Origin of the sequence: Paenibacillus sp. 1_12 (assembly GCF_900114475.1) — a bacterium.
GTDB lineage: Bacteria > Bacillota > Bacilli > Paenibacillales > NBRC-103111 > Paenibacillus_S.
The window spans coordinates 354556-379359 of the sequence record NZ_FOTE01000006.1; the positions used below are offsets into that span (position 1 = coordinate 354556).

Sequence of the window (24804 nt, forward strand, 5' to 3'; positions counted from 1 at the left end):
GAGCGGTTTTTCTTTGTTACTTCCTTGCTACTCCCGACAATCCGGCTGCCACATACTGCTTCTCCACACCGGATAGCCATACCCATGATTTGAACAACTGGCCCTCTGGCTTCACCTGCTCGTACAATCCCTTCAGACCCACAACCGCAGCTTCCATTCCAACTTGGCCGAACGAACGAAATAAAAACTGTGTGCGCTCCTCGTCACTTTGTAAGGCGTACAGGCTATCCAGAAGTGCTGCATTGGATGCATCCAAACGAATCATATCCGACCATACCACTAATCTGCCGTCAGGCTTCAATAGGGATAAAAGCAGCCTGTTATAATCAGCCACAAGGCTATTGCGTAAATATATTAATGCCTCCATGATCTGACCAACCTCTTGACTGCTATATTGATCGGCATAAGCAGAAAGCTGTGTCAAAGCATGAATATAAAATAATTGTGTATGCACAGAAGAGGAAACAACTAAGGCAAAGCTTTTTTTCAAATGCGGGAGGGCCTCATACCTTCTTGCTTCAAATGCACAATTTTTCACATAAGCAGCAATTTCGGCAGCGGGAGCATGATTAATCAGCATATCCTCCCATGTCTCATAAAAATGAATTTGATCCAGACACGTGTAATCTACAGTTAGCGACTTAATTTTACCAGAGTAAGTACCCGAGCTCAGTTCCAGTACTTCTTCTATTGTATTAGCCTCTGTGTCCATCACCGTCACCTGCGCAAAATGTCTCGCCAACTCCGGCAGATCGAGATCACCGTGATTACCAGCACCTAGAACCGCAGCTTTATCTTTAATTGAAATGGAATTCACAGCATGCTCCAGCAGTTCACGGACATGATGACGATGTGTGCCCCATTCACGTCCACCCCAATCAACAGCGCTATCTCCATTGTTCGTCACCACGCTTTGAATTGGCTGAAAATGCCGATGAAAATCCTTCATAAATGATCCCCTCTATCTGCTTGTTATGTTATGGAAATATTATAGCATAATTGCAACTTGCAGTTGTAAGTTATCTTGTTCACCGCTGGAAGCAGGACAAGAAAGAAAGTAAAAAACTTTTATTTTAAAAAGGTGTTGACAATCCTCGATATCGTTGGTATTATACTACTTGTCGCTAAAACATGACTTGTTAGCTCAGCTGGGAGAGCACTATCTTGACAGGGTAGGGGTCAGTGGTTCGAGCCCACTACAGGTCATACAAGAAAAACCCTTGATAATCAAGGGTTTTTCTTCATTTTCAGGGTTCCTTATTTAATGCAATAATTTGACTTACCGCAAAAATTCCTGGTAAAGCAAACCAAATAAACCTGTGAAGTAGGAAAAGACGCTAAACGGCATCTACCGATTAACGTCTATTTTGTTTATCTGCTTTATATATTCGTAAGCCTATCTGAATTTGAATGATGCTAACACCAGATAGTCTGGTAACCATATTCCCAATCGATTAGGAATTTACCATGCGTTGGTCCGTTAAGAAATTCACAATAAGGGCATGCAACGTTTGCGGGAACAAACCGGTTATTAGACCTTCTGTTTTATTGCTATAAACCCGCAGAGAATCAATGTTTTTCTTATTCGTTTGTGATCTTTCATATGGATTTAATACCCTTGATCTTAATGTTTCACATCAAATTCACATCAGCATAAGCTGTACAAAATCACCCCATACCCTGTAGATTCGATGTGCCATAAACGACAAGAAGCACCTGCTCCTGTCCGGAAGTGATGAGGACAAGAAACAAGTGTTTCGGGATTACGTTGAACGAGTAGTGATCCGGCAGTCCACCGATATCAACCATTACAGTGTGGAAATCACCTACAGGGTTTTCAGCAATGGAGACGAACCGTGGTGTACCAAATCCACATTTCGCCGCCGCGTGATGCCAAAATTGTTTGAGGAACATGGCTTGGCAAAACGTGAAAAATATCACCAATCAGATTTGACAGTCATCAACTTGGTATCAATCACAAGTCCTGCTACCACCATAAAATCAAAACCAATGATTCCGTCAATGTCCATGCCATAATCCATACTTCCAATCTCCACCTGAAATTCCTCTATACTAAAGTTACCAAAATGAATCGCATCGAGAATCTTTGTGTAGACATACTCAATCCCACCCACGCCTCGGATCGTGTCAACAACATCACTTCCTTCTGGAACCACTCCAATATCTCGGACTAAATCAGCATTGAAAAGCGTACTTGCCGAGCCTGTGTCCAGAAGCACGTTATCCATTCTTAATTCATTTCCTTTGAACACGACCGTAACGCTTACAAAAGGAAGCCCATGCTGTAAATGAATCTTCATCTCGGTCCACGTACTCCCACATAACGTTCACGCGCTACTAGCTCGGGGCGAGAGGTATGAAAAAAGCAATACTCCCGATGTGGTTCTTCTCGGTGCAATTCACTATACCGCCGCCGTGCCTTGGTCGAATCGTCAAAAGCATCAATAACGACGACTTCCTCTATATAGCGGTGTCCTTCTTTTGAATGCGCCTTCGTTGCTTCCAATACCACCCATTCTTGCGGGAATCGTTCTTGCACTTCTTCCCAACGCATCTCGCCACCTCCAGCAGAATCTGTCCACCACATTATATCATAAACAAATCCTGATCGGACAACGTACGATTCAGATCTATTTCACTAACACCGAGTCAAACCCCTGTCCCCAAAAGCGATTTAACCCCTTGCTGAGACAGGGATTCAGGATTCTTAGGGGATTCGAGCTCTTGTCCGAGAACATCGCAACATGAGATTCTACGGGTGTAGTCACAGTCATGGTGTCACTGGAGAGATACTAGAATTAGTATCGACCTAACTTTCCATTGCTTCCAAATCTCACTCAGTACATGATCATACATCTAGGAGAAGCGAAAGGCTTGTCTTCTCATCCACATCGTTGCAACCCACTTTTCCCCTTTAATCACTGAAATACCTGCATGCAAGGTGATTAGGAACAACAGAAAAATTAAGCATGGGGAAAGCCGTTTCTCCGCCTTCCTCCACATCATTCAAATACATCACTAGCGTACTAATTCGATTGTTGGCACTTGCTCGACTCGTTTCTGCGAAGAAATCATAATGAGGTCGATACTCTTGGCCAGGAGTATACAGCAAAACTTGCAAGCCATCACTATGCTCGATAGGAATATTCATAATTTGAGAGAGTCGCTTCTCGATTCTTGTAATCGTCTCACTCTCCTCACAGAACACCCCGCTACTCGTTCTAATTTGATTGACCGCATGATCTTCGCCTATTTTTGAACGTTGCAATTGTTGCCTAGAATGTTTAATTAGCTCATCGCATTCCTCATTACTAGTACAACAATCAGAGGTGCCTCATACTTGGCAAGAATTTGAATCTCTCGATCTTCTGTCTTGAACATCCGCAGGGTAAAGGAAATCGAAGCCAAATAGGTGTTGCGAGAAAATAATGGGCTATTGGTCAATCAGGCACTTAAAAAACAATTCGGCATAAATGCCAAATAATATGAATTACAAATGAACATTCTGACCATATTAACTTTGCTGTAAAACCTTAAGGAGGAATACTCAATGACTGACCAACAATCGAACCACCAAGACCAAAGTAAAAGGACACAAGCCCAAAATTCTCTGAATCATGCACTCCACACGCTGAATGAAGCAACACATAGTAATGTCAATCGAGAGCAAGACGTTCAGGAAGCAAAAGAAGAGCTTTACAAAGCCCAACTAGAACATATGCAGGCTAATGGTTCAGATAGTAAAGACACGATTTCCTAAACACTATACTCACTTCCTGGAGAGAGTGCTACAAAGTCCACCTAAGAAGCATCCAAAGCTCGAAGTCAAGCTCCCACGGTAAGAACTTATTAACCACAATTCGACTATTCGTCGTTTTGTGGTTTTCTTTTGACGCATTGGTGTAGGAAATTAAAAATGATTGGACGAGTACGATGAACGGCAATCTAATGGAGGATACGTAGCTGTAATGGAAGCACCAGAAGAAATATATTTGTAATAGTTGTTCGCGTCCGGGGTTGAACAATAGGAATACACGAACAAAAAAGAAGCCCTCCGACCTAGTGAACCGCCCCCCTTAAAATAAACATTAGAAAAAACTCCTGGGTTAATCTAAACTATTTTAGGAGGTGCAGAAGAAACTAAACAAGCTGACTCCGGTTGAGTACCATGGCCTGCTTGCTGCCTAGGGCTTTTTTTTATGTCTACAAAATTGGGGCTTGACCATGAAGCATCGAGGTTTTTTTGATATCCCCAAAACTTGGGATTATGGTAAGAGTAAAATCCATCACCTCCGCACGGTAAGTTTGTCGTCCTTTCATCGAGCTCATGGTCATTATAGTTAAAATAAGTCAGTAAACTAAAAATAAATGAAAACAAAAATGGAGTATAATGGTATATGCGAGGCAAATGCTTTAAAGGGAGGGTTCAAGATAATGTCTGAAGAATTGAATCATGAGATACTTGATGAGCTTAAGAAAATAAATCAGAAATTAGATGCAATGGATAAACAAAGAGGAATATCAGCCCCTCTTAAATTTATTGCAGTAATAATTGGGTTTATAATTATAGGACCTATGATTATGATAGCGATTGGGATTATTAGTAATTTTTTTAAGTGAGTTGCTTAGCCACTATAAATAGGGTCCTCCAGTAATTTTGTGTAAACTCTCTTACAAACTCTCCAATCGATCCTTATATCCCCATATAACAGCGAATAATCCAGTAATTGATGGGGTAATTTATAGTTACTTAAATTTAAGTGGCAATCCGTTAGTAGCGGCTACAACAAATATTTTAAGAGGGAGGGATATTTATCTCTAGGGAAGAAAACAATTCTGTGGTCGATAAGGTATCCAGCTTCATACAGAAAACCGTTGATGATACCGTTGAAGATACGATAGATCTTGCTGATCGTGCTCAAAAGGCGATGGGTAAGCATCGTAAAGATAAAAAAGAATAGCATCCGAAAATTTTGGAAAACGAAAAAAAGCCCTCGATCAATGGATTGAGGGCTTTGGTATTTTGATTATTGTGCCATCCTCTTCATATAGAAACATTTAACAGTTGCATACGTATACAGATTAGATATTAAAAAACATATACATTGAGGTGATATGATGAACAGGCATGTTTTCTATATAGTTATATCAGCCTTTACGTTAATTTTCCCTATATGCACCCTTTTGTATGGCTTATGGGATGCTAACCAGCCAAAAATCGGAGATGGAGTCTTCCCTGCTCCTTCTTTCCTACAGCTTATACCTATTTTCTGCGGCATATTTATAGGGATCACGAATTTGCCTATTGCAATCATTCGTTATCTGAAATATAAGAAAACAATAAATATTCATGACAAGAGCGCATAATGAAAAGAACGTAGTTATTGGTTAAAAATGGAGGTTGATGACCCATGCAGGAAGATAAACATCTCGATGAGAACAACTCAAATACCACGGTTGAACCATTCAATAGCGCCACAGACCATTATTCAAAGATAATGGGGGTTCCTAATACAAGAGCTGACCTCAAAACCATGCCCAAGCCAGTTAGATATTTTTATTATTTTGTCGTTGGATTTATTGTTATCGGTTTTACTATAATGCTTTACACAGCCATTTTTAAGTGAATGCTAGTTAAATTATCCGCTAAAGAAATTCACCGAGGAAACGTTCTTTTCTCGGGGCGAAGGCCGGGACACAATCTGCTCATTGGGTTTACACCAAATAATTGACAGACTCTACTTCTTAGCTAGAGAGCTGAAATCAATAAAAGGCATCGCACCGCCAGTAACCGTTGGCAGCTTCCCATCCCATTTCTCTAACGCTTTTTCTTGAATCTCTATCTGTTTCAAATTGATAAGGTCGGGAGTAATTTCCAACCTTTTAAGTCTCAAGGATTCTGCCTCTGCTCCCGCTTGCGAAATCTTTTGTTTGGCTTCAATTTCAATACGTTTAAGATCATTTTCGGCTTTTAACGCTTGCTGTTGAGCAACCTGCTTGGCCTCAATAGATTGGTTGAACGAATCAGAAAATTTAAAATTCACAATGTTGATGTCATTTATCACTAAGTCATATCTTGCCAATCTTTTCGATAATAAGTCACTAACTTCCCCTGCGACTAAATCACGTTTCGTAATTAAATCCTCTGCAGGATATTTCGCCGTAACTTCTTTAATAATCTCTTGAATGGCTGGGGAAATGATCACAGTATCAAAGGATCCTCCAATATTGTTCATCAAATTAAAGATCGCTGCTTTATTTACTGAATAGTTTACTGCAACATGAGTGGACACAGGCTGTAGATCTTTGGAAGATGCAGATGTGTCGGTTTCAACTTTTGTGATTTGTGTATTTATTTGAATAACCGTCTGAATAAAGGGCATTTTCATATGAATACCAGGCGATAGTATGTCATCATTCAATTTCCCAAAAGTTTTATACAAGCCTAAGTGACCGTATTCCACAGATGCAAAACTATTAAATACCAGAATAACTACCAAGAAAATCCCGGCTCCCCAAGCCACTATTTTATTTGCGTTGATAGGTTTATTACTGTTTTTCTTACTGGCATGTATGACTTCCATTTATCCCTAACCTCCACTTTGTATTCTCTGCTTCTTTTGTGTTATACGTAACATCGTTGGAATTGTTTCATAAATTTACCACACGGCTGTATTCCGAGCCTCTCGTAGAAAATGAAGAAAAACATTAGCCAAATAAAATAACACCAGCCATTGATTCGGAGGTGTTTGACAAAACAAACTTTTATTTTTACATAAAGAAAAAAATCAAAACAAATAACGCGTAAAAATGCCACTTTTTATATGCAATGCAGTGGGTCATATAGGTCATTAGGTAAAATCCGCCCATAAATAATAGCTTCATACCCCAAGAAAATAATAAAATAAACATCACAATAGCCATAATCAAGGATTGTATAATGTTCAACCAGGTCCTTTTGCGGGCGGCTTTCGTGTTTATTGAGGAATCCGTTGCATTCTCCTGCACCTCATGACAGCAAGAAGGCGCTGCAAAAGCAGACCCTACTTCCAAACGCTGTTGCAGCTAGATTCTTTCTATTCTTAGCTCCATAGGGAACCTGGCTTAGCATTCAGAACTATCATAAATCTATATTAACAACATCGGAATTATGTGGTATGATTTCTTAAGATTTACATAAACCAAGGGAGTGTGTCATATGCCGATTACGACATTTAAAGCTACAGCGCATTTACAAGAAGGCGTGGTTGTTAAAGTGCGTTCTAGAGATTTTGAATTTACAATCGATGAACCCAAAAGTTTAGGCGGAACCGATACTGGCATGAATCCTGTTGAAGCGGTGCTTGGTGCTCTGGGCGCATGCCAATCCATCGTGGCAAGGGTATACGCCAAAAAGTTTAATATTCAACTTGATGATTTCTGGGTGGAAGTTGAAGGAGATCTCGACTTGGATGGCTTCTTTAAAAAATCAGACGTTCGTCCCGGCTATTCTGATATTCGTTATAACTTTCATATCAAAACCGATGCCCCAAGAGAACAGGTTGAAGAATTTGTGCAATTTTTGGAACAAACCTGCCCGGTTGGAGATACCATTGCAAACCAAGTCAATCTCAAATTAAACGGCATTATCATTGAAAATTAATGGCTAATCAATAAGACCAGCACCCGACAAGGGTGCTTTTTATTGTGCAATGAGCCTCTTTCGTATGGTTAGAAGTTTCGCTAATGAAACCTGTTCCATCACTCCCTCATTTGATGAAGCAGCGTCTTGACGAACTCTCCCATTTTGATGCTGATTCTCGATTTCACGACATCGCGCATAACGGAAAACGGATACTCATAGCCGCGGCAAACATATTTATAGTGCAAGTCATCATCCGGGCGAATATCTTCGAACACTCTGATTTTTCTGGCCTTCAATTCATTTTTATTTTTCACCATTTCGGCATGGATGCGATTCATTAAAATTTGCGTGGCTGCGATGTAATATCTGCGCAGCATATTGGTGGACACTTCAAACTCTTTCCCATTCCGCTCTACCATTGTTAACATCATTGGGAGCAAAATGGAATTCAGTATCATCTCATGCTCATCCTCGGTCGGCTTTTGCACCTGCTTGATTTCCGGCTCCGGGTTTTGTCGCGCAATCAAGGCTTCCTTGTGCTGCGGCAGCATCATCCGGGAAGACTCCCAGCGTCCGTTACCTTCCAGTTTTTTACTCATTTGTAGTGCCCTCCGATTTTAAGAGCTCTGTGCCGTGCTTGACCCGCTGCTGCCGCTGACGAAGCCCTAACGATAGCCGCGCTGCCGAATCTGTCCTTGATGAAATCCGTAGCTTTCTCCAGTGCCCTCTGCCTTTCCTGATCCTCGAATAGGGTCATCTGGTATTCTTCATCTTTAACCAGGCCGCTTATAGTCACCCCGGCTCTGCGAACCGGCATGCCATCCCAAAAGCGATAAAACAGGCTGCGTGCTGCCTCATAAACTTTGTTCGTATTGTTGGTAGGGTCCGGTAATGTTGTTTGACGCGAAAATCCCGTTGGTGCATCAAACGGGCTGCACATACATCCGACCGTCACCGTCGAGCCCATATATTGCTTACGCCGCGCATCCCGGCATATTTCTTCCGTCAGCTCTAAGAGTATCGTGTCGATCTCTTCCTCCGTAACGTAATCCCGCGGCAAGGTCATCATATGTCCTACAGATTTGGGCGCTACACGATGAGTACTTGGCGTTACAAGGCTGCTATCAATGCCATTCGCCGTTTGCCATAGCAAATCTGCATGGATGTCAGCGTTTTTTCCGAATCGTGTTTTTAACAAGCTTTTCAGCTTCGGTAAAGGTGTTTGTGCCAGGTCCCCGATATTATGTATGCCCAGCCGAAAGAAATGCTTTTTCATTCGACTGCCTACACCGAACATTTTTTCAATGGGCAGCTTCCACAAATCACCCGACAGGTTTGCTTTGTCTATGCTGTAGATGCCTTCTGGATTTTTCTTGGCGTAATTGTCACAGGCCATCTTGGCAAGCATTTTGGTTGACGATATCCCCACCCTTGACCATACACCGGTTGCCAGCATGATTTTGGTCTGGATCTGTTTGGCGATTTCCGTTGGCGAACCGAACATCCCCACCGAGTTGGTAACGTCCAGGAACTGTTCGTCTATACTAAAAGGCTCCACAAGATTCGTAAAGGATTCAAATATTTCCGTAATTCGTAATGACACATCAATGTACATCTGCATTCGAGGCTTCACAATGATTAGCTCAGGGCACTTGCTCAGAGATTCGCCCAGGCGCTCTGCTGTAGTCACACCATACTCCTTGGCAATGGGACAGGCCGCCAAAATAATGCCAGACCTAAGGGCGGGGTCACCGGCAACTACAAGCGGCTTATCTCTATATTCGGGGTGAGCAGCTTTCTCGACGCTTGCATAGAAGCTCTGGCAGTCCACTAAAAATATGATACGCTCCTTCATACGGACCACCTCTTCTCTGGAGCGATTGCCAAAATATTTTCCTGTTTGAACACTCGAAGTCCTTTCTGAGTGAAACAGTAGGCACAGACATAGTTATTTTTGATCGAGCGCACCTCAATAAACCGCTGCGTAAAGGCGCCCTTCTTATTCATATACATAATCTCTACCCTCTGACCTATATAGCGCTGCATCTCCATATTCATACACCTCACCGAACGATTTTTAAAGTTCGTGGCTAACAAACACCCAATAGTCACGTGAACGTCTTGTTATTGGGTACACCAGCACGTGCAAGTTAACACAAGAATAGGAACACTTGTTCTATTTATTATATTCAATATACCGAACAAATATTCGTATTTCAACAGGTATTTTTTAGGATGTGCGTTGTTCTTGCCCTGATCACCCAAATCAAACGACAGTCGAGCTTGATCCATCAATAAGATCCGGATCGTTCGTGTTCGTACTGTTGTTCTGATTATTCGTTATAGATCCAAAACTGTCACCTGGTGAAAATGAGTTGGCACCCGCATAATTTTTGGAGGTGCTGGAAAGAATGATATAAGCTGCATCTCCAATTTGGACATTGGAACTTTGTTCCACGCTATTAATTTTGATATTTCCAACGACTGAAGGCATTGCTGATACCTCTCCCATCTTATAACCCATTTGTACATATTGTATGAGATAACCGCCTAAACGCTACTCACAGGTACGCAAATCATCCAGAACATTCCGCTCCTTCCACTAAGCTATGAATGTCTGTTTCATCGTTCGGGTAAGCTATAACTACTCTGATTTAAAGGAATGATCCATACGAACATTAATACGGATAGCTTCAAGGTTGCGTCGCTTAGCGATTATGATCGTGCCGTAAAAATCATCGAAGAAGCCGAATCGTCTATCGCGCAATTGGTCGGTAACGAAATTACTCTGATTGCTTACGAGAAAATCGAAGGTTTGAAAAGGAAGATTTGATTTAATGGGGAATGGGTAAGTAAAGTCAACGTCATAACTATCCAAGGAGGAAAAAGTGATGAATAAAAAAGCACTGGCTGTCATTGGATTGGGAGCTGCATATTTGCTAAGAAACAAACAAACCCGTCAAAATTTGATGAACCAGCTTAAATCTTTTGCTGTCAGAAATAAAGCTAAGTCGTAAAAAAAAGCCCCCTTCTGATTTCCATCAGAAAGGGGCTTTTTGGACTATGGTTGATATCAATGAACGACGTGATTCACAGCCGCCATATACTTCCTCATTCTGGATTGCAGCTCGAAATTGCTGACAATAACATGATTGAGGTCAATTCGATGATGATCCTGATATCGAAAAAAAAGCTGTCCTTTGATTTGCTGTATATCTGCATTCACTTTATCAATCGCCGATTGGAAAGCGGGATTGTAGATCTTCAAATGCTCAAGGCTTTCTGTGACCTCGGATAGAAGAAGGAATTCTTTCAGCAATTCTTCCTCGTTCATGGTCGAAAAAGGAATTTTCATAAGACCACTTCCTTAATAATCATTCTTAGTCTATTAGCTTCAGGGACTTAAGAACTATATCGGTAAAGTAATCTTCATAATGAAGTCCAAATTCCAAAACATGAACAAGACCCTACAGGATACTTAAGGTTATGTTTTAAGTGATTAACCTTTTTTCATAGCCGGAGTTCCGGTCAGCAGACGGCCCAGCGGAAACCGACTGAGTAATTGGGCAACGAAGACCGATAACAGCGTACATAGAACAAATGCAACGATCGTCCGCAGTGATACATTCCAGCCAAGCAGGTATCGATCGGTTACAAACGTAGCTGCGGTTAACATCAATGCATGGGCCAAATAGGCGCCATATGAATAATGACCCAAATAGTTGAAAATCCGCTTGAATCGCTCGCTCGCGTGTTCCTGAAAAGCCAACGCCACTATATACATGGCAACCACCGAAATCATCAGAAATACCGCCATAAAGGGCTGCACCAGCAAGGTATCGTTATATTGAATGATGATCTTTCCGTTGACTGAAAAGTGACTGACAATTTTATAAAATAATGCACAAGCAACCAACACATAGAGGCTGATTCCTATTGTCTTCCATTGCAGTAAAAGCTGCTTCCATCGGTTCATATTCAATCCCGCAACCATACCCATAACAAAATAAATGAAAAAGTAAAGCGCATTACGGTCCGCATATTCAGAGAACAGGGGTGTGAGCACAGGAAGATTCCATTCTATTACAGCATCACTGATCGTACCCTGCAGCGCGGTAAGCCATATGTAACCGATTGTGAGTACAATAAGTAATGCTACAATCTGTCTTGTACTGCAAGCAGCCCGGATACGGAACACCCCTTGTTGAATCAACGGAAACAGTAAATACAGCTGAATAACCATAATGACATACCACAGATGATACGACGCAGTACCGGTTAGCCCATATTCATAAATCCGTTTGAGCTCCTGCCCGAGCGGGATCCCATCTTCACGAAAAGCGATCTCATATATCGCTGACCAGATGAGGTAAGGCAGTACAATATCCTTGCATCGTTTGCGGATAAAGCTGCTCGCGTGAACACGCTCCTGATAATTATAAAATAAGACAAGACCGGTTATAAAAATAAACACAGGAACGGCGAATTTCGCCGCTATTAACTCAATGGCCAGCATAGCGCCATCCGCAATGCCAGCCTCCGGCAAATACGCATAATGACCAATAGCATGCTGAAGCACGACCGCCAAAAAGGCAAAGCCGCGCAAAGTTTGTATTTCTGCAATTCTCGGCTGTTTGGCTTTCATAGCTCTCTCCTTTCTTATTGACGTCTAACGGGTTGTCTCGAAAAATTCGATCCATTCCCCGTCAGGGCCGTAAAAAAAGAAGTAGCGTGAACCATTCGGCAGCGTCGTAATCTCGGAATCAATCATTTTCAAATTAGTGTTGGTACGGATGCGCGTAAATTCTTCTTCAATGTCATCCACCGTGAACGCAATATGATGAACCTTGCCTTCTTGCGGCAGCTTGTCATTATATCCGGAGATGAGCTCAAGCTCCGTTTCAGCCGATTGTCCGAAGCCCAGAAATGCCAGTCGAATCACACCATTTGTATGCGTCAGGGTATCCTTTAAGGTAAGCCCGACAATGTTCTCATAAAAGGCTATGGAGCGTTCCAGGTCAGCTACCATAATACCCACATGCTCGATCTTTTTTGTTGCCATATCTGTTTATTACCCCTCTGCTATTCACTTCGAATTCCTTCAGTATAACGGTAAATTCCTTAATAATCCAAACATCAGGTGCCCAGTACCTTTTTGCCTCTTGGCTTCGTACCTTGTGCATCAGGCTCCAGTGTAATTCCCAACGTTTCAAATGTGCTTTCGGCAGGCGTCAAATCATAGGTCAGTACGCCGTCCCCCTTCTCATTCACACGGAAGGTTCCTCCATTGTAGCGTACACCCTCTTTAACAAACCACACCTGATATGCCCAGTCCCCGGTGTTTTTGTTCAAGCCGTTAACCTGCAGCACCAACTGTTTGGCATCTCCCTGCTGCTTGATGAAGCATTTACCTGTCGCCTCCGGCATACTCGGGTCAAAGGCCTTTAGTATAAACTGTTTGACGACTTGAGCAGGCTGAACCTCTGGCAATGAGGTGTTGGGCGAACCAGAAGACCTGCTATCTCCATAATCCTTTAATCCCCACCCTATCGACGCGCCTATAGCAATATATAAGACGGCCGCCGCCACAAAAGACCACCTTCCGGCCTTCCGACCTGTCTGAATCAGCTTTGGCGGCTCCTCTGCAGCCATTTGTGGCGCAGCGGATATCAAGGGTGCATCTGACCGTTCCATCCCCTCTTGCCGCTCATGCTCAAGGACGTTTTGCATAATGTTATCGAACATATGACCTTTAACGGAATCGGGAATCTCGATTTCTTCCATCTCGTAGGGTAAAGCTTGCCATACCTGCTGAAGGTTTCTCAGCTCTTCTGCGCACTGTGGGCACGCCGCCAGATGCAAGGCAAAAGCATTCGACGCTTCCGGAGACAGCTCCTTTAAAAAGAAGGGAAATACTTGATCGCAGTCATTTATTTTCTCGCTCATGGTAGCTTACCCCTCTCCTTCCGGCGACAAATGCTTTCGCAGTGTTTTTAGCGCTTGATGCAACCTGCTCTTTACAGTTCCTATCGGTTCTCCATTACGAGCTGCAATTTCACTTAATGTATAGCCTTCCCAATAAAAATGCCGAATTAATTGAACCTGATTGTCTGATAAGTAGGGATAGGCTGCTTCGATCTGCTGTTTTAGTAATCGTCTGGCAACCGTTTCCTGAAGCTCATCCCTGCCCGATAGGGCCGTGTGCTCGGTCTCGGGGATCTCATAATCAAAAGATACGAGAACCTCCTGCTTTCGCTGCTTTCTTAGCTGATCTATCGTAATGTTTCTCGTGACCGTAATGAGCCAATTAACGAACTGCCCTTTGGCTGGATCGTACCCTTTATTGGAGGTCCAAATTCTTGTAAATACCAATTGAACGATATCCTGAGCAAAGGAAGCGTCAGTGCCCGCTCCTGATTTTACGGCATATGAATAGACGAGCCGCACATAGCGATCATACAAAATACGCAGTGCGAAGCTTTGTTTCTCTTGTATCAGCTGCATTAATTGCTCATCCGGATATGGCTGCACGTAATCTGCGCTCCTCGGGTCAGCTTGTGACCCTCTTATTATAAGAAACGAATAAATAACGAAATAGGTTTACCCCTATCTTCTTATAATAAGAAAAATTTTGCAATAGCTAGTCAGCTCTACCAACGACAAAAAAGCCCGCAGGCTCAGGAGATTCTTCCCCGACTGCGGACTTCATGGATTCCGACTTATTTAACGATAATCGTTGCTTTCATAAAGTCTTTATGTGGGTCGCAATAGTAAGTATACTCGCCCGGCTCTGTCAGCGTGATGGATTCGGATTGACCTTTAGCCAGCAGCTTAGTTTCAAATACGGGAGTACCGTCCGCCTTCAGCTTGTCGGATACGGCATTATGCTCGAAAGCATGATTATTAGTAAATGTAATCGTAGAGCCCACTTCAACCGTCAGTACCGTTTCAGAGAATTTAAAATTATCCATGTTTATGGAATAATTTTTAGCCGCTGCTTGAGAAGCCGGGGCCGGAGTCGTCGCTGGCTGTGCTGGAGCTGGGGTCGGTTGTGCCGGAGCTGGCGCAGGCGCAGGCGCAGCTGAAGCAGGAACCTTAGGCGTAGCAGCAGGGTCAAGGACGTACCAAACCTTGCCCACATCCTGACCTGTCACATCACCGGCTTTCACATCTTTGATATAGTAATATAAAGGCCAGCCTTGGTAGGTTGTTTGCTTGGTCCCATCTTCACGGGTAATCGTTCCAAAATCAGCAGCTTTCAAATCGCCCATGTTTGGAAAATGCTCCGTATAGAAAATCGGCCAATTCACTTCACAGTTCCCTTTGCATACGCTTATGTTAGCTGTGTCTCTCGTATACAGATAGAGAGCCATTCCTTTGGAATCCGTCAGGAACGTACCCAACGTATCATTCTTCGCCGTTATGATACCGGAGTAGTTCATCACCATCCAGGAGCCGCCTACGCCTTGTCCTTTGGTCTCTCCTGCCTTTTCATCCTTGGCGTAATAATAGAGCGGCCAGCCTTTGTAAGTCGTTTGTTTTTTCCCATCCTCACGAACAATCGTTTTAAAATCGGCAGCATTCAGATCACCGGAGATTTGAATAGAATCTGCAGCAAAAAGCGGCCAGTTCGTAACGCATTGGTCCTTACAAGTGCTCACATTCGGTGTATCTTTCATAAACATATAGAGTGTTCTGCCGGCTTCGTCCGTCAAATAAGAACCAACTGCTGCATTAGCAGCTATTTTAATGGAAGCGGTTTGGGCGCCAGCCGCTTTTGCAGTGTCTACAACCTTTTTCTCTACCAATGTGTCCAGAAGCGTCTTACTGCCGCCCTTGACTTTACTCTTTAAAGCTTCGACAGTTGCTGTTGCGATATGTAGGTTGCGTAAAGAGCCTGCGTTAGCGACCTGAGACAAGCCCAATGTGCCTGCATAAGCAATGACGCCATCGTATTTAAAATCCGTATCCTGTTTATATCCGAGCGATTCCAGCAGAACCTTGTAATATTGCTGTGCCGTAATTTGTGCCATAGGCTCAAACTTACCATTGCCGGTACCCGTCCAACCCAGCTGAGGATTCGCTTTCAGATAGCCAAGGATGGCTTTGTTGCTGTCATTGACCTGAGCCGCATCCGAGAAGTTGTCCGCCCCTTTGAACGCCGCTGCTGTGGCCTCAAGACCCTGCAATCTCAAAAATAAAATCGCCGACTGTAATCTTGTCGTAGTCTTGGCCAAGTAACTAGCACTGACACCACTTCCATCCCCCTGCAGCACACCGAGATCTGCTACAATTTGTGCATCCGTTTTCACATTGCTCGACACTGGAGCCTCTGCCGCCCACGCCGGAAATGCACTGCCGAGCATAAAAGCTCCTGCAAGCAGCCATGCCGCTGCTTTACTGCGTTTCATCATACTCATCCCAACCTCCATTAAATATAATTTAGATGTACCTACACCTAATGAAGATAACGCAATGGGTTCCACATAGGTTTTATCAATTTTTGAATAATTTCATAAATAAACAAACATTTTTCACAGCAGTAAGAGCCCTATATAAACATTTATTTACAAGGCCTGCAAGGTGCAATCGTTGATAAAATGATGGCGATGAATTAAACTTCTAAATAGAATAAAATCCTTATTATACTGATGCCTGAAGTACGAGCCGAATCTTGCCTATTAATTGGAGGTGTGGAATGATGAATAGCCATGATGCCATCAAACATTTAGAACATAGTATCGTTAAAGAAGCAGATGGACTACCCGAGGAATTGTTTTTATTTGTCAGTCGTATTACTCCGCTCATTTGCGTCGATCTGCTGATTCAAAATGCTGCCAAAGACATTTTATTTACATGGAGAGATGATGAAATTTTCGGAAAAGGCTGGCATCTGCCTGGAGGAGTGATTCGTCATAACGAGCGGTTTAGCGATAGAATTATCAAGGTAGGTAAAATAGAGCTGGGAGCTATTGTAGAACATGATCAGGAACCGCGCACCTTTGTTCAGGACCTAGATGTTAACAAAATCAACAGAGGCCATTTTATTGCATTCTTGTATAACTGCCGCCTGCTATCGGATCCCGATGAATCCAGACGTTATTACGGCGGTATGCCCCGTGTTGGTGAATGGGCCTGGTTCAGCGGATCACCCGAACCTCTGCTGCCGACACATGAGGTTTATCGTTCTTATTTTGTATAGCTCTTGGATCATGATCGTCTCTAGCGATAAATCATTTTAGTTGGCAAAACGTTAGCAAGCCCGGCAATTCTCTCCATATACAGGAGTGAATGCCGGGCTTGTCTGTTGTCGTTATTTTGAAAAGCCTTATGTATTAAGGGATTTCGATATGGGCCTTGAGGGACTCGAACCCCCGACCAATCGGTTATGAGCCGACCGCTCTAACCAACTGAGCTAAAGGCCCAAAGTAATTTAAGTTGCGGGGGCAGGATTTGAACCTGCGGCCTTCGGGTTATGAGCCCGACGAGCTACCGGGCTGCTCCACCCCGCGATAGTTAATGAGGCGTTTGCTCTCTTAGCGACGTTTCCTATTCTACAATAATTCTAAAACAAAAGTCAAGAACTATTTTAAAATTGTTTACAAGAGATAGCGTACACCGAAGCGGCCTTTTTGCGATCGGAACACTTCCACCTCCTGCGGACATTCGTAACCATATATCCACCAATCCTCTTCCATTCGTTTGGCTAAGCAGCCCGCCTGGAATTTACTTTCGTACAGCTTGACCCAATATACCCAATTCACGATGATCACCCTATCTGAAATATTATAGCCTACTCGCTTGTAGCATAACCCAAATAGTTCATCCTTATCTCAGACAATGCTGCATGAGTTCAATTATAAGGCAAAAAGCCCTGATCCCCACTTGAACAGTGGTTATCAAGACTTTTTATTCGTAACAAAAGATAGGAAAAAGCTCTATAAGTTCTATATCTATTGCTTGTAAACACCCAACAGACGTTTCGATTCTCCTGCAGGTGTCGTAAATGATTCATACAAACGGATCGTTAACGGACGGTCCAATTGCTCCGTCGTTGCATTAAAGATAAGGTTGTTTTCCCCGTTAACCAGACGATTCGGCCCAATAAAGCTGCCTGATACAGTACCGATTAAACGGTCTGCGGAATCATATAGCTCAAAGAGCAGCTTGGAAAAGCTGGCATCAACCTGAATTTGCTCCTGCCTTGTCAAATCAAGATTAAAGCGTGTTTTATAGGAATAGCCGTTATTGCCTGTACGATTATATATCGGTGAAATCGTCCAGTAAGTAACTTTGGCATCGAACGGATATATGCTGAATTTCTCTTCCTTTTCTGCCGGCTGAATTTCCATACTATAAGCAGCGATGTTCGTTTTGTAAGGAGCCGCCTTCACCATATCGTTGATTTTCAATACCAGATCCTTACCGCTCTCGGACTGCGGCAAAGTGTATGAGTAGCTTACAACCAAGCCTGAGTTAGGTAGAATCCTTTGAGTAGATACCGTTTGGCGGTTGCCGCTGTAGGTATAGCCGTCAGTGCTAAGAAGCTCAGTTTGAAATACTGGAACTGCCATTGGAATATCACTTCTATTAAAAATCTTAAACTTCGAAGTTACATTCTTGGAGCCTTCATCGGTATTGTCATTAATATGAAACTCAACAACCGACACCTCAAGATTCGGATGAATCAGTTCACTTAAGGAATCGAAGGACATCGGATTGCCCAATTTGTAAGCAGGATAAGCAATTCTTGCAGACGTGCTTGGCAGCAATATATTAAGTCTTCCCACATTATACGTAACAACGTTTGGAACTCCGGTAGCGCTGGCTTGCGAAAATTTCTCCGGAGTCAATACGTTGATGCTAGAAAGAACGGTATCATTATTCGTGGAGATAGCAAAGTGGATATACTTTTGCTCTCTTGCTTCCAGAATAACTTCTCCTTGTTCAACCTTTTTCCCGTAATACGATTGCGCTTGGGAGCTGTCCGATGCAGCATTTCCGGAAGCCGTGCCCTCAGCGGCCGATGCAGTCATTGCAGCACCAGCAACATCTGCACTCTCGGTGGATCCAGCAGTGTCAGCGGCCGATGAAACAGGCACTTGTTGACCCGTAACAGCCGTTGTAGGTACAGCCGCGTCTTCAACCACCTTCTGACCCTCAAATACTTTGGATGACGTCTTGCCGTCAATAATAAATTCAGGAAGGGTCTCGCGTTGATCTGTCGGATTCCTTACAAGCAGCTGCAGCACTTGAATCGTGCCTTTGTCAGTTACTTCCTTATCTATGCTGACAGGGGTGTATTCAAGTGGTGAAGTCAACGAAGGAATTTTGAACGTTTCGCCCCATTTCTTCACTGAAGCAGGGTCCGTAATTTTCATATCGCTGCCCTTCCAGGATTGGCCGCTAATAGGGATAGCAAGAATTCGTGTTTCCGTTTTTGGATACACATAATAGTCCACATCTGTCCAATTGGCCTCCGAAAGTGTAACTGTATCTGTACGATCAATCACAGCCAAATAGCTCAATTCCGTCGTCGCCTTCGGTTGAATGGAGCGCGGATTAGAGGCACTTGATTGCAGTATATATTCAACACCTTCTATTGTTTTAACACGAAGCTCGTATTCCGGAACCCTTGTAATGGCAGTTCCGGTATTTTTCATGCGTACGACTACACCCACACGAGTTCCACCGTCCACACGTTCGTTCAGAACGGTTTTAATATCTACACTTAAGCTGTTCGTCAATTGATAGGTAACAGCAGTAGGTGTTCCTGATTTGGCTCCTGCCAATTCAGCGGCCATGGCCGAGTAGCTTGATGTCATAAGAGAGGATGTAATAAGGACGGATACTGCTGTTTTTTTCCAATTCATTTTCACTTTTATTTCCTCCAGTTAGCCAGATTATTTCGCTAGTTGTACTTTTTCCTTGTCTTTCAGTTGATTCTGACCGGAAACGATCAATTGTTCGCCTTCTTTAATACCTGAAATGACTTCCTGAACAGTTTCATTCAGACGCCCAAGCTGTACTTTACGTTTCTCAGCAGTATCTCCAACGAGAATAAATACTGAAGTATCTCCACCTTCACGAACTACACTTAGTGTCGGAACGGTAACTACAATTTCGTCCTTCTCTTCAGTCAAAAGGATCTGCACCTTGTTACCAGGCTTAAGCTTGGTATCGGCATTCGCGATTTCAAGCTCTAAAGGATACGATTTAGACTGTGAGCTCATCACATCGGCCAAATAGCTGACCTTACCTTTCAGTTTTTCAGTTTTACCTGGTACATAGAAGGTCAATTCTGTCTTACCGCGAATCAGCTGTGCAGAAGCTTCCGTTAATTCAGCTTTTATCTTGATTGGGTCCAGCTGCTGCACCTGGGCTGCTTTAAAGCCTGCGGACAAGCTCATTCCCACTTCTACGGGCAGTTCTGTAAGCACACCGCTCACCGGCGCCTTCAGCTCCAGATTGTTGAGTGTACGATCTGCCTCGCGAATACTCAGATTAGACGATTCTACCTGGGTTTCTAGCTGGGACAAGGAATTTGTTGTTTCGATTGTGTTTAGCTTGTTCTTTGCACTTTCCAAATCCAGCTTCAGGTTATTTAACTGCGTTTCTGATTGATCTAACTGAAATTTCGTGAGCAGACCCAGATCATAATCATTGCGGGCTTTGCTGAAATTTTTCTCGGCATCCTTGACGGCTTGCTCGGTTTTCGTAACTGCATTGTGCAAATCGACCTTCGAATTAACCAAATCCTCCTTGGCCTTTGTCAACTGCTGGCCCGCGCTTTTCACACCAAGCACACCTTTTTGCTTCTGCAGCTCAACATCCGTAGGATCAAGCTTTACAAGAAGCTCACCTTTTTGGACCATATCTCCGCGTTTTTTATAAATCTCCTGAACATCGCCGCCAACTTTCGTGACGATATCCATCTGAACGGAGGATACAACGTCCGCCACCTGCTCCAGAGGGGCCCCGATCGATTTTCTCTCTACCTTGGCTACCTTGACCGTTTTGATTGTGGATTCAGCGGCTGCCGGCTGCTGTGGAGACGCTGCAGGCTTCGTGCAGCCCGCCATGATCGCCGTGCTCAAGATAACGACTACTACTACTTTTGTGCTTTTTTTGACGGTATTGATCATTGTAAAGTTCATTGGCCAATTCTCCCTTTCAATATCTCTGTATGGTTAATGCGTTATCGATGCTGGTTTCACTTGTGCTTCATTGGCATTATGATCTTTCTTCTTGAACCAACGAGCCATTCTATCATTAAATCGAGCTAGCATGGCGTATATAATAGGAAAAATCAGCAAGGTAAGCAGCGTAGAAGTCGTCAAACCGCCGATAACTACAACCGCAAGGCCTTTGGAAATAATCGTTCCCTTGGATAGCCCTATTCCAAGCGGCATCAAAGCAAGTATCGTCGCGCCTGCTGTCATGATGATAGGTCTAAGTCGGGTCGTTCCTGCTTCTATTAAAGAATCACGAACGCTATGACCGCTCTCCCGCAGCTGCTGCACCCGGTCTACAAGTACAATGGCATTCGTAACCACGACACCGATGAGCATCAGGAAGCCGATTAAGGAAGTAATATTAACGGATTCATGAGTGACAAAGAGTCCGAGCAGCCCCCCAATAGCGGCAAGCGGCAAGGAAAACAGAATCGCAAGCGGCGCACTCGCATTACCGAATGCCAATACCATAACCAGGTATACGATGAAGATCGAAGCTGCCATAGCGATAAACATTTGCTGGAAGCTCGTTTGAATATCGTCGGTTACACCCTTGACCTCGGTTCTGACATCGCTTGGCAATTCAACAGTTTTGAGTGCTTCACTGATTTTGGCGCTGATTCCACCTTTGTCCGGGCTATCGATCTTGGCATTAACCTTCACGATTTGCTCTTCTTTCTCGCGGGTTATCGAGACCGGAGCATCAATTTGCTTGATTTTTGCAATTTCATTCAGATTTACCGTTACGCCTGTAGCGGTTTTGATTGGAAACCTTCCAATCTTTTCAACTGAATCTTTGAAAGATTTATCAAGCATAATCTTGGTTTTAAAGGTGGTATTATCAAATTTCAAATCTCCGATTTTTTCCTCGATCAGCCAACCGCGTACCGTATTCGTAATTTGTGCGGAGGATAATCCATAAAGACGGGCTTTGTTTTGATCAACGTTAATCTCAACCTCTGTTTTGGATTCACTAAGTGTATCTTTAATTTCCAATAACTCAGGGAATTCTCTCATTTTGGCTTTAACGCTTTCGGCTGCTGCCTTCAAGCTGTTCAGATCGTCCCCTTTAAGTGCGTAGGAGAAATCGGTATCGGATCCAGGAGGGCCTCCAGCGGACAATACAGAGCCATTGACTTCTGAGCCTTTAGGCAAGGTATATAGAATTTTGGCCTTAAATTCCTTTACAACGTCTTTGGCATTCGATGTTTGTGAAGCGGAAGCGAAAAACGATGACCGATACGCAATACGATCCGTTCCATTTCCGTTGTTATAGCCTATCAAGGATTCGAAATATTCAAAGGTCGGCTGGCCTTTGGCATCCTTGGAATCGCGGACCATCGCTTCGATTTCTTTGACCTTGGCATCCATCGTTTCAATCGTGGTTTCACGCGGCATTTTAATTGAAAATTGCATGAGCTTATCCGATTCGCTCTCCGGCATGAACGATGTAGAGAGGAACGGTACTGTCGAGACAATGGTCACAATAAATAAAATAAAAGCAACAAACAACGTTTTCCAGCTATTTCCGAGCGACCAAATTAAAGTTTTCTTGTACAATCTGGAGAATGCACCCAGAGAGTCCGCTTCATCATGGGTTTTAATTTTACCGTTCATGACCAATATCTTGGCTAGCATGGGGATAATCGTCAAAGCGACAATCAAAGAAGACATGAGCGCTACAGCCAGTGTAATGGCAAACGGACGGAATACTTCACCCAACACTCCGCTTACAAAGGCAATAGGACCAAAAACACCAACTGTGGTGATCGTAGACGATGTAATTGCAGAAGCTACCTGAGCTGTTGCCATTTTAATAACCGACTCATTGCGCTCCTGTGCTTTCTCCAACTCGCTGTATATATTCTCGATTACAACGATACTATCGTCAACGACCCGTCCTATGGCAATTGCCATGCCTCCGAGTGTCATAATATTGAGGGAAATACCGAGTGGACCCATGAACAAGAGGGTTACGATGATAGATAGCGGAATCGACACGAGTACGATGAGTGTCATTCGTACATTTCTTAAGAAAAGTAAAATCATTAATGAGGCCAAAACAGCGCCCAATGCACCTTCCTGCACCATCCCATTAATCGAATGCTTGATATCTACAGCACTATTATAAATCGTATGAAAAACAATGTTCGGATATTGGGTTTTCCAAACAGCCATCAATTTGTCAGCAGCAGCACCAAATTCAACCGCGTTTGCGTTTTTGGTTTTGAACAAATTGACACCGATAGCGGGCTGCCCGTTTAGACGGGACAGAAAGGTAGCTTCATTAATAGCTTCGATCTTGGCAAGCTCCTTAAGCAGCAGCGTGTTACCGGAAGGTGTTGTGATCTTCATGTTTTCCAAATTATAGACGCTGTTCAAGTCACTTCTCACACGAACCATTTGCGTATTCCCGTTGAAGTCTACAGAGCCTGCTGGACTCGTCTGCAACGCGGCCTTAATGCTGCTAGATACCTGTTCGGGCGACATGCCATAATTGCCTATCGCGTTGGCATCCATTTTCATTGTCAATACAGCTTCCTGATTTCCGATGGAATCTACGTGGTCAATCCCTTTGATGGATTCATAGCCAGGTAAAATAACATCCTTATACACTTTATCCAGATCTTGCTGGCTCATTCCGTTCGTTCCGTAAACAGATATGTAATAGACAGGCTGTGAGGCGAAACCGAGGGTTTGCACTTTGGGTTTTTCCGATGATTGAGGAAGCTTGACATTGGATATTAAGCTTTCTACATCTTTTTTGACGTCATCCGGCTTCTTATCCTGCTCCAACTCAATCACAATGGTCGAAAAGTTATCACTTGAGGTAGAAGTCAAATTTTTGATTCCATCCATACTGGATATCGCTTTTTCCAGAGGCTTGGTGATGTCATCCAGAACATCCTTGGGGGGAGCTGTATATTGGGTATTGATTAGTACAACCGGAAACGAAATATCCGGAAAGCTCTCTACCTTCAAGGTAGTCGCTGTATAAATACCGCCTCCCAATAGCAGCAGCGTAATAATGATGACAGCGGTAATATTTTTCATTGAAAATTGGGTCAATTTATTCATTTCTCTACTCCTCCATATACATTGGCTGACTTCTTAGACGTCACTGTTCCAGCTATCCCTTCATTTTTAAGCCCATATTTCATTAGTATAGCTCTGAGGCCTCATTATGTAAGGTGACAAATGTCATGAAATCAGTACGTTATCCATACCCCCTACCTATTCAAGATTCAAAAAAATCTGCTCACGCCGAACTTCCCATTCCTCCTCCAAGCCTTCCAAACGTGCCATCAGCATCTCATGAAGGGCTTGCATTTCCAAAAAACGTCGTTTTGAAGCATAGAGGGAGGATTGCTCCGATTCCTCTACTTCAGCCAAATTTGAAAATGAATTCAAAGTTGATTCAATCATTTTCTGAATATTGCCTATCTTCATAATCATGATTTGGATGGTTGTCATACTGAAGTCATCGCTTATGTAATAATAATCTTTACGGTTGCTGCTGGTTGGCAGCTTGTGACACATCATATGCTTTTCCAGAGTCCGCGCCTGTACACTGATTGCCGCTTTCGTAACACCCAGATTTTCCGCTATCTCCTGTAGGCTCATCGGGCTTGACGCAAACAGCAATTGGGCAAAAATCTTGCCCACCAAAGGACTAAACCCTTCTGACTCAAAGGAGAGCGACATATGATTGCTTATGTTTGTTTTTAATTCTTCAAAGGATAGTTGTGGCGATTTCATAGCAATCTCCTTAAACCGTCGTTGATATCATTAACAATGTTGTTAACGATAATAACACTAATTCCTTTTGAAAAAACTGTCAATAGATTTGAGAAAATTTAACAAATCATTCATAATTAAAAACCGAAAAACCGCCCATACCAGCCTGCTCTCATGCTGTTGGAC

At 43.3% G+C, this 24804-nt stretch carries 28 protein-coding genes, 3 tRNA genes and 1 pseudogene; 9 read left to right on the plus strand and 23 right to left on the minus strand.

Features of this window, described 5'->3' with window-relative positions; all coding sequences use genetic code 11:
- Positions 1-16: 16 nt before the first annotated feature.
- On the minus strand, positions 17-949 hold the full coding sequence (locus BM210_RS16305) for a hypothetical protein (RefSeq protein WP_256223665.1): 933 nt from the start codon (positions 947-949) through the stop codon (positions 17-19).
- A gap of 184 nt (positions 950-1133) precedes the next feature.
- Between BM210_RS16305 and BM210_RS16310 the strand changes: the two genes are divergently transcribed.
- Positions 1134-1206 (plus strand) — tRNA-Val (locus BM210_RS16310).
- Positions 1207-1668: 462 nt separating this feature from the next.
- Here the strand turns inward: BM210_RS16310 and BM210_RS34840 are convergent.
- The 4 genes and pseudogenes from BM210_RS34840 to BM210_RS16330 form a co-directional block, all read right to left on the minus strand.
- Positions 1669-1809, minus strand: coding sequence for a hypothetical protein (locus tag BM210_RS34840; RefSeq protein ID WP_177237838.1), 141 nt, complete (start codon positions 1807-1809; stop codon positions 1669-1671).
- Between the two features lie 128 nt (positions 1810-1937).
- Positions 1938-2321 (minus strand): retropepsin-like aspartic protease, encoded by a 384-nt coding sequence (locus BM210_RS16320; RefSeq protein WP_091170150.1) that lies wholly within the window; start codon positions 2319-2321, stop codon positions 1938-1940.
- Entirely contained in the window at positions 2318-2575 is a 258-nt protein-coding gene (locus BM210_RS16325; protein WP_091170152.1) for a hypothetical protein, read from the minus strand. The genes BM210_RS16320 and BM210_RS16325 overlap by 4 nt, the downstream gene beginning before the upstream one ends.
- Before the next feature lie 302 nt (positions 2576-2877).
- Positions 2878-3465 (minus strand): annotated as a pseudogene (locus BM210_RS16330) (2OG-Fe(II) oxygenase).
- A 106-nt stretch (positions 3466-3571) separates the two neighbouring features.
- Between BM210_RS16330 and BM210_RS16335 the strand changes: the two are divergent.
- The 4 genes from BM210_RS16335 to BM210_RS16350 all read left to right on the plus strand — a co-directional run bounded on the left by BM210_RS16335 (position 3572) and on the right by BM210_RS16350 (position 5648).
- Positions 3572-3781: a hypothetical protein gene (locus tag BM210_RS16335; RefSeq protein WP_091170154.1), complete on the plus strand. Its 210-nt coding sequence runs from the start codon at positions 3572-3574 to the stop codon at positions 3779-3781.
- A 674-nt stretch (positions 3782-4455) separates the two neighbouring features.
- Positions 4456-4641 carry a hypothetical protein gene (locus BM210_RS16340; protein ID WP_091170156.1) on the plus strand — a complete coding sequence of 62 codons (186 nt, stop codon included), beginning with the start codon at positions 4456-4458 and terminating at the stop codon, positions 4639-4641.
- Positions 4642-4859: 218 nt separating this feature from the next.
- Positions 4860-4982, plus strand: a complete 123-nt coding sequence (locus BM210_RS35710) for a hypothetical protein (RefSeq protein WP_256223666.1) — start codon at positions 4860-4862, stop codon at positions 4980-4982.
- 450 nt (positions 4983-5432) lie between these two features.
- Positions 5433-5648: a hypothetical protein gene (locus tag BM210_RS16350; protein WP_091170161.1), complete on the plus strand. Its 216-nt coding sequence runs from the start codon at positions 5433-5435 to the stop codon at positions 5646-5648.
- A 111-nt stretch (positions 5649-5759) separates the two neighbouring features.
- Here BM210_RS16350 and BM210_RS16355 read toward each other — a convergent pair whose 3' ends face one another.
- Positions 5760-6605: a prohibitin family protein gene (locus BM210_RS16355; RefSeq protein ID WP_091170163.1), complete on the minus strand. Its 846-nt coding sequence runs from the start codon at positions 6603-6605 to the stop codon at positions 5760-5762.
- 614 nt (positions 6606-7219) lie between these two features.
- Between BM210_RS16355 and BM210_RS16365 the strand changes: the two genes are divergently transcribed.
- Complete coding sequence (locus BM210_RS16365; RefSeq protein ID WP_091170169.1) at positions 7220-7663, plus strand: OsmC family protein; 444 nt, start codon at positions 7220-7222, stop codon at positions 7661-7663.
- A gap of 98 nt (positions 7664-7761) precedes the next feature.
- Here BM210_RS16365 and BM210_RS16370 read toward each other — a convergent pair whose 3' ends face one another.
- The 4 genes from BM210_RS16370 to BM210_RS16385 form a co-directional block, all read right to left on the minus strand.
- Positions 7762-8244 carry a YhjD family protein gene (locus BM210_RS16370; RefSeq protein ID WP_091170170.1) on the minus strand — a complete coding sequence of 161 codons (483 nt, stop codon included), beginning with the start codon at positions 8242-8244 and terminating at the stop codon, positions 7762-7764.
- On the minus strand, positions 8241-9509 hold the full coding sequence (locus tag BM210_RS16375) for a DNA polymerase IV (protein ID WP_091170173.1): 1269 nt from the start codon (positions 9507-9509) through the stop codon (positions 8241-8243). Before BM210_RS16375 ends, BM210_RS16370 begins: the two co-directional genes overlap by 4 nt.
- A complete protein-coding gene (locus BM210_RS16380; protein ID WP_256223667.1) occupies positions 9497-9697 on the minus strand; it encodes a hypothetical protein in 201 nt (66 codons plus the stop codon). The genes BM210_RS16375 and BM210_RS16380 overlap by 13 nt, the downstream gene beginning before the upstream one ends.
- A gap of 214 nt (positions 9698-9911) precedes the next feature.
- Positions 9912-10139 (minus strand): spore germination protein, encoded by a 228-nt coding sequence (locus tag BM210_RS16385; protein WP_091170177.1) that lies wholly within the window; start codon positions 10137-10139, stop codon positions 9912-9914.
- Between the two features lie 168 nt (positions 10140-10307).
- On the opposite strand from BM210_RS16385, the gene BM210_RS34845 reads away from it, so the two are divergent.
- Together BM210_RS34845 and BM210_RS35715 are read left to right on the plus strand one after the other, a co-directional pair.
- Positions 10308-10478 carry a hypothetical protein gene (locus tag BM210_RS34845; protein WP_177237839.1) on the plus strand — a complete coding sequence of 57 codons (171 nt, stop codon included), beginning with the start codon at positions 10308-10310 and terminating at the stop codon, positions 10476-10478.
- 58 nt (positions 10479-10536) lie between these two features.
- Positions 10537-10662, plus strand: a complete 126-nt coding sequence (locus BM210_RS35715) for a hypothetical protein (RefSeq protein WP_256223669.1) — start codon at positions 10537-10539, stop codon at positions 10660-10662.
- 56 nt (positions 10663-10718) lie between these two features.
- Here BM210_RS35715 and BM210_RS16390 read toward each other — a convergent pair whose 3' ends face one another.
- From BM210_RS16390 to BM210_RS16415, 6 genes are all read right to left on the minus strand, one after another.
- On the minus strand, positions 10719-11000 hold the full coding sequence (locus BM210_RS16390; protein WP_091170179.1) for a hypothetical protein: 282 nt from the start codon (positions 10998-11000) through the stop codon (positions 10719-10721).
- Between the two features lie 144 nt (positions 11001-11144).
- Positions 11145-12290: an acyltransferase gene (locus BM210_RS16395; RefSeq protein WP_091170181.1), complete on the minus strand. Its 1146-nt coding sequence runs from the start codon at positions 12288-12290 to the stop codon at positions 11145-11147.
- A gap of 24 nt (positions 12291-12314) precedes the next feature.
- Complete coding sequence (locus tag BM210_RS16400) at positions 12315-12707, minus strand: VOC family protein (RefSeq protein ID WP_091170183.1); 393 nt, start codon at positions 12705-12707, stop codon at positions 12315-12317.
- A 74-nt stretch (positions 12708-12781) separates the two neighbouring features.
- The gene (locus BM210_RS16405; protein WP_091170185.1) at positions 12782-13591 is read right to left on the minus strand and encodes an anti-sigma factor domain-containing protein; all 810 of its coding nucleotides are present in this window, start codon (positions 13589-13591) and stop codon (positions 12782-12784) included.
- A 6-nt stretch (positions 13592-13597) separates the two neighbouring features.
- Positions 13598-14176: an RNA polymerase sigma factor gene (locus BM210_RS16410; protein ID WP_256223671.1), complete on the minus strand. Its 579-nt coding sequence runs from the start codon at positions 14174-14176 to the stop codon at positions 13598-13600.
- Between the two features lie 188 nt (positions 14177-14364).
- On the minus strand, positions 14365-16065 hold the full coding sequence (locus tag BM210_RS16415; protein ID WP_177237840.1) for a plastocyanin/azurin family copper-binding protein: 1701 nt from the start codon (positions 16063-16065) through the stop codon (positions 14365-14367).
- Between the two features lie 278 nt (positions 16066-16343).
- Between BM210_RS16415 and BM210_RS16420 the strand changes: the two genes are divergently transcribed.
- The gene (locus tag BM210_RS16420) at positions 16344-16847 is read left to right on the plus strand and encodes an NUDIX hydrolase (RefSeq protein WP_143101059.1); all 504 of its coding nucleotides are present in this window, start codon (positions 16344-16346) and stop codon (positions 16845-16847) included.
- A gap of 149 nt (positions 16848-16996) precedes the next feature.
- On the opposite strand, the gene BM210_RS16425 is transcribed toward BM210_RS16420, so the two are convergent.
- The 7 genes from BM210_RS16425 to BM210_RS16450 form a co-directional block, all read right to left on the minus strand.
- Positions 16997-17070, minus strand: a tRNA-Ile gene (locus BM210_RS16425).
- 13 nt (positions 17071-17083) lie between these two features.
- Positions 17084-17157 (minus strand) — tRNA-Met (locus BM210_RS16430).
- Between the two features lie 87 nt (positions 17158-17244).
- Entirely contained in the window at positions 17245-17409 is a 165-nt protein-coding gene (locus BM210_RS34850) for a hypothetical protein (RefSeq protein ID WP_177237841.1), read from the minus strand.
- A 189-nt stretch (positions 17410-17598) separates the two neighbouring features.
- Positions 17599-19518, minus strand: coding sequence for a hypothetical protein (locus BM210_RS16435; RefSeq protein WP_091170317.1), 1920 nt, complete (start codon positions 19516-19518; stop codon positions 17599-17601).
- A 30-nt stretch (positions 19519-19548) separates the two neighbouring features.
- Complete coding sequence (locus tag BM210_RS16440) at positions 19549-20802, minus strand: efflux RND transporter periplasmic adaptor subunit (RefSeq protein ID WP_091170191.1); 1254 nt, start codon at positions 20800-20802, stop codon at positions 19549-19551.
- A 33-nt stretch (positions 20803-20835) separates the two neighbouring features.
- Positions 20836-23958, minus strand: coding sequence for an efflux RND transporter permease subunit (locus BM210_RS16445; RefSeq protein ID WP_091170193.1), 3123 nt, complete (start codon positions 23956-23958; stop codon positions 20836-20838).
- Between the two features lie 156 nt (positions 23959-24114).
- On the minus strand, positions 24115-24639 hold the full coding sequence (locus BM210_RS16450) for a GbsR/MarR family transcriptional regulator (RefSeq protein WP_091170196.1): 525 nt from the start codon (positions 24637-24639) through the stop codon (positions 24115-24117).
- Positions 24640-24804 lie beyond the last annotated feature (165 nt).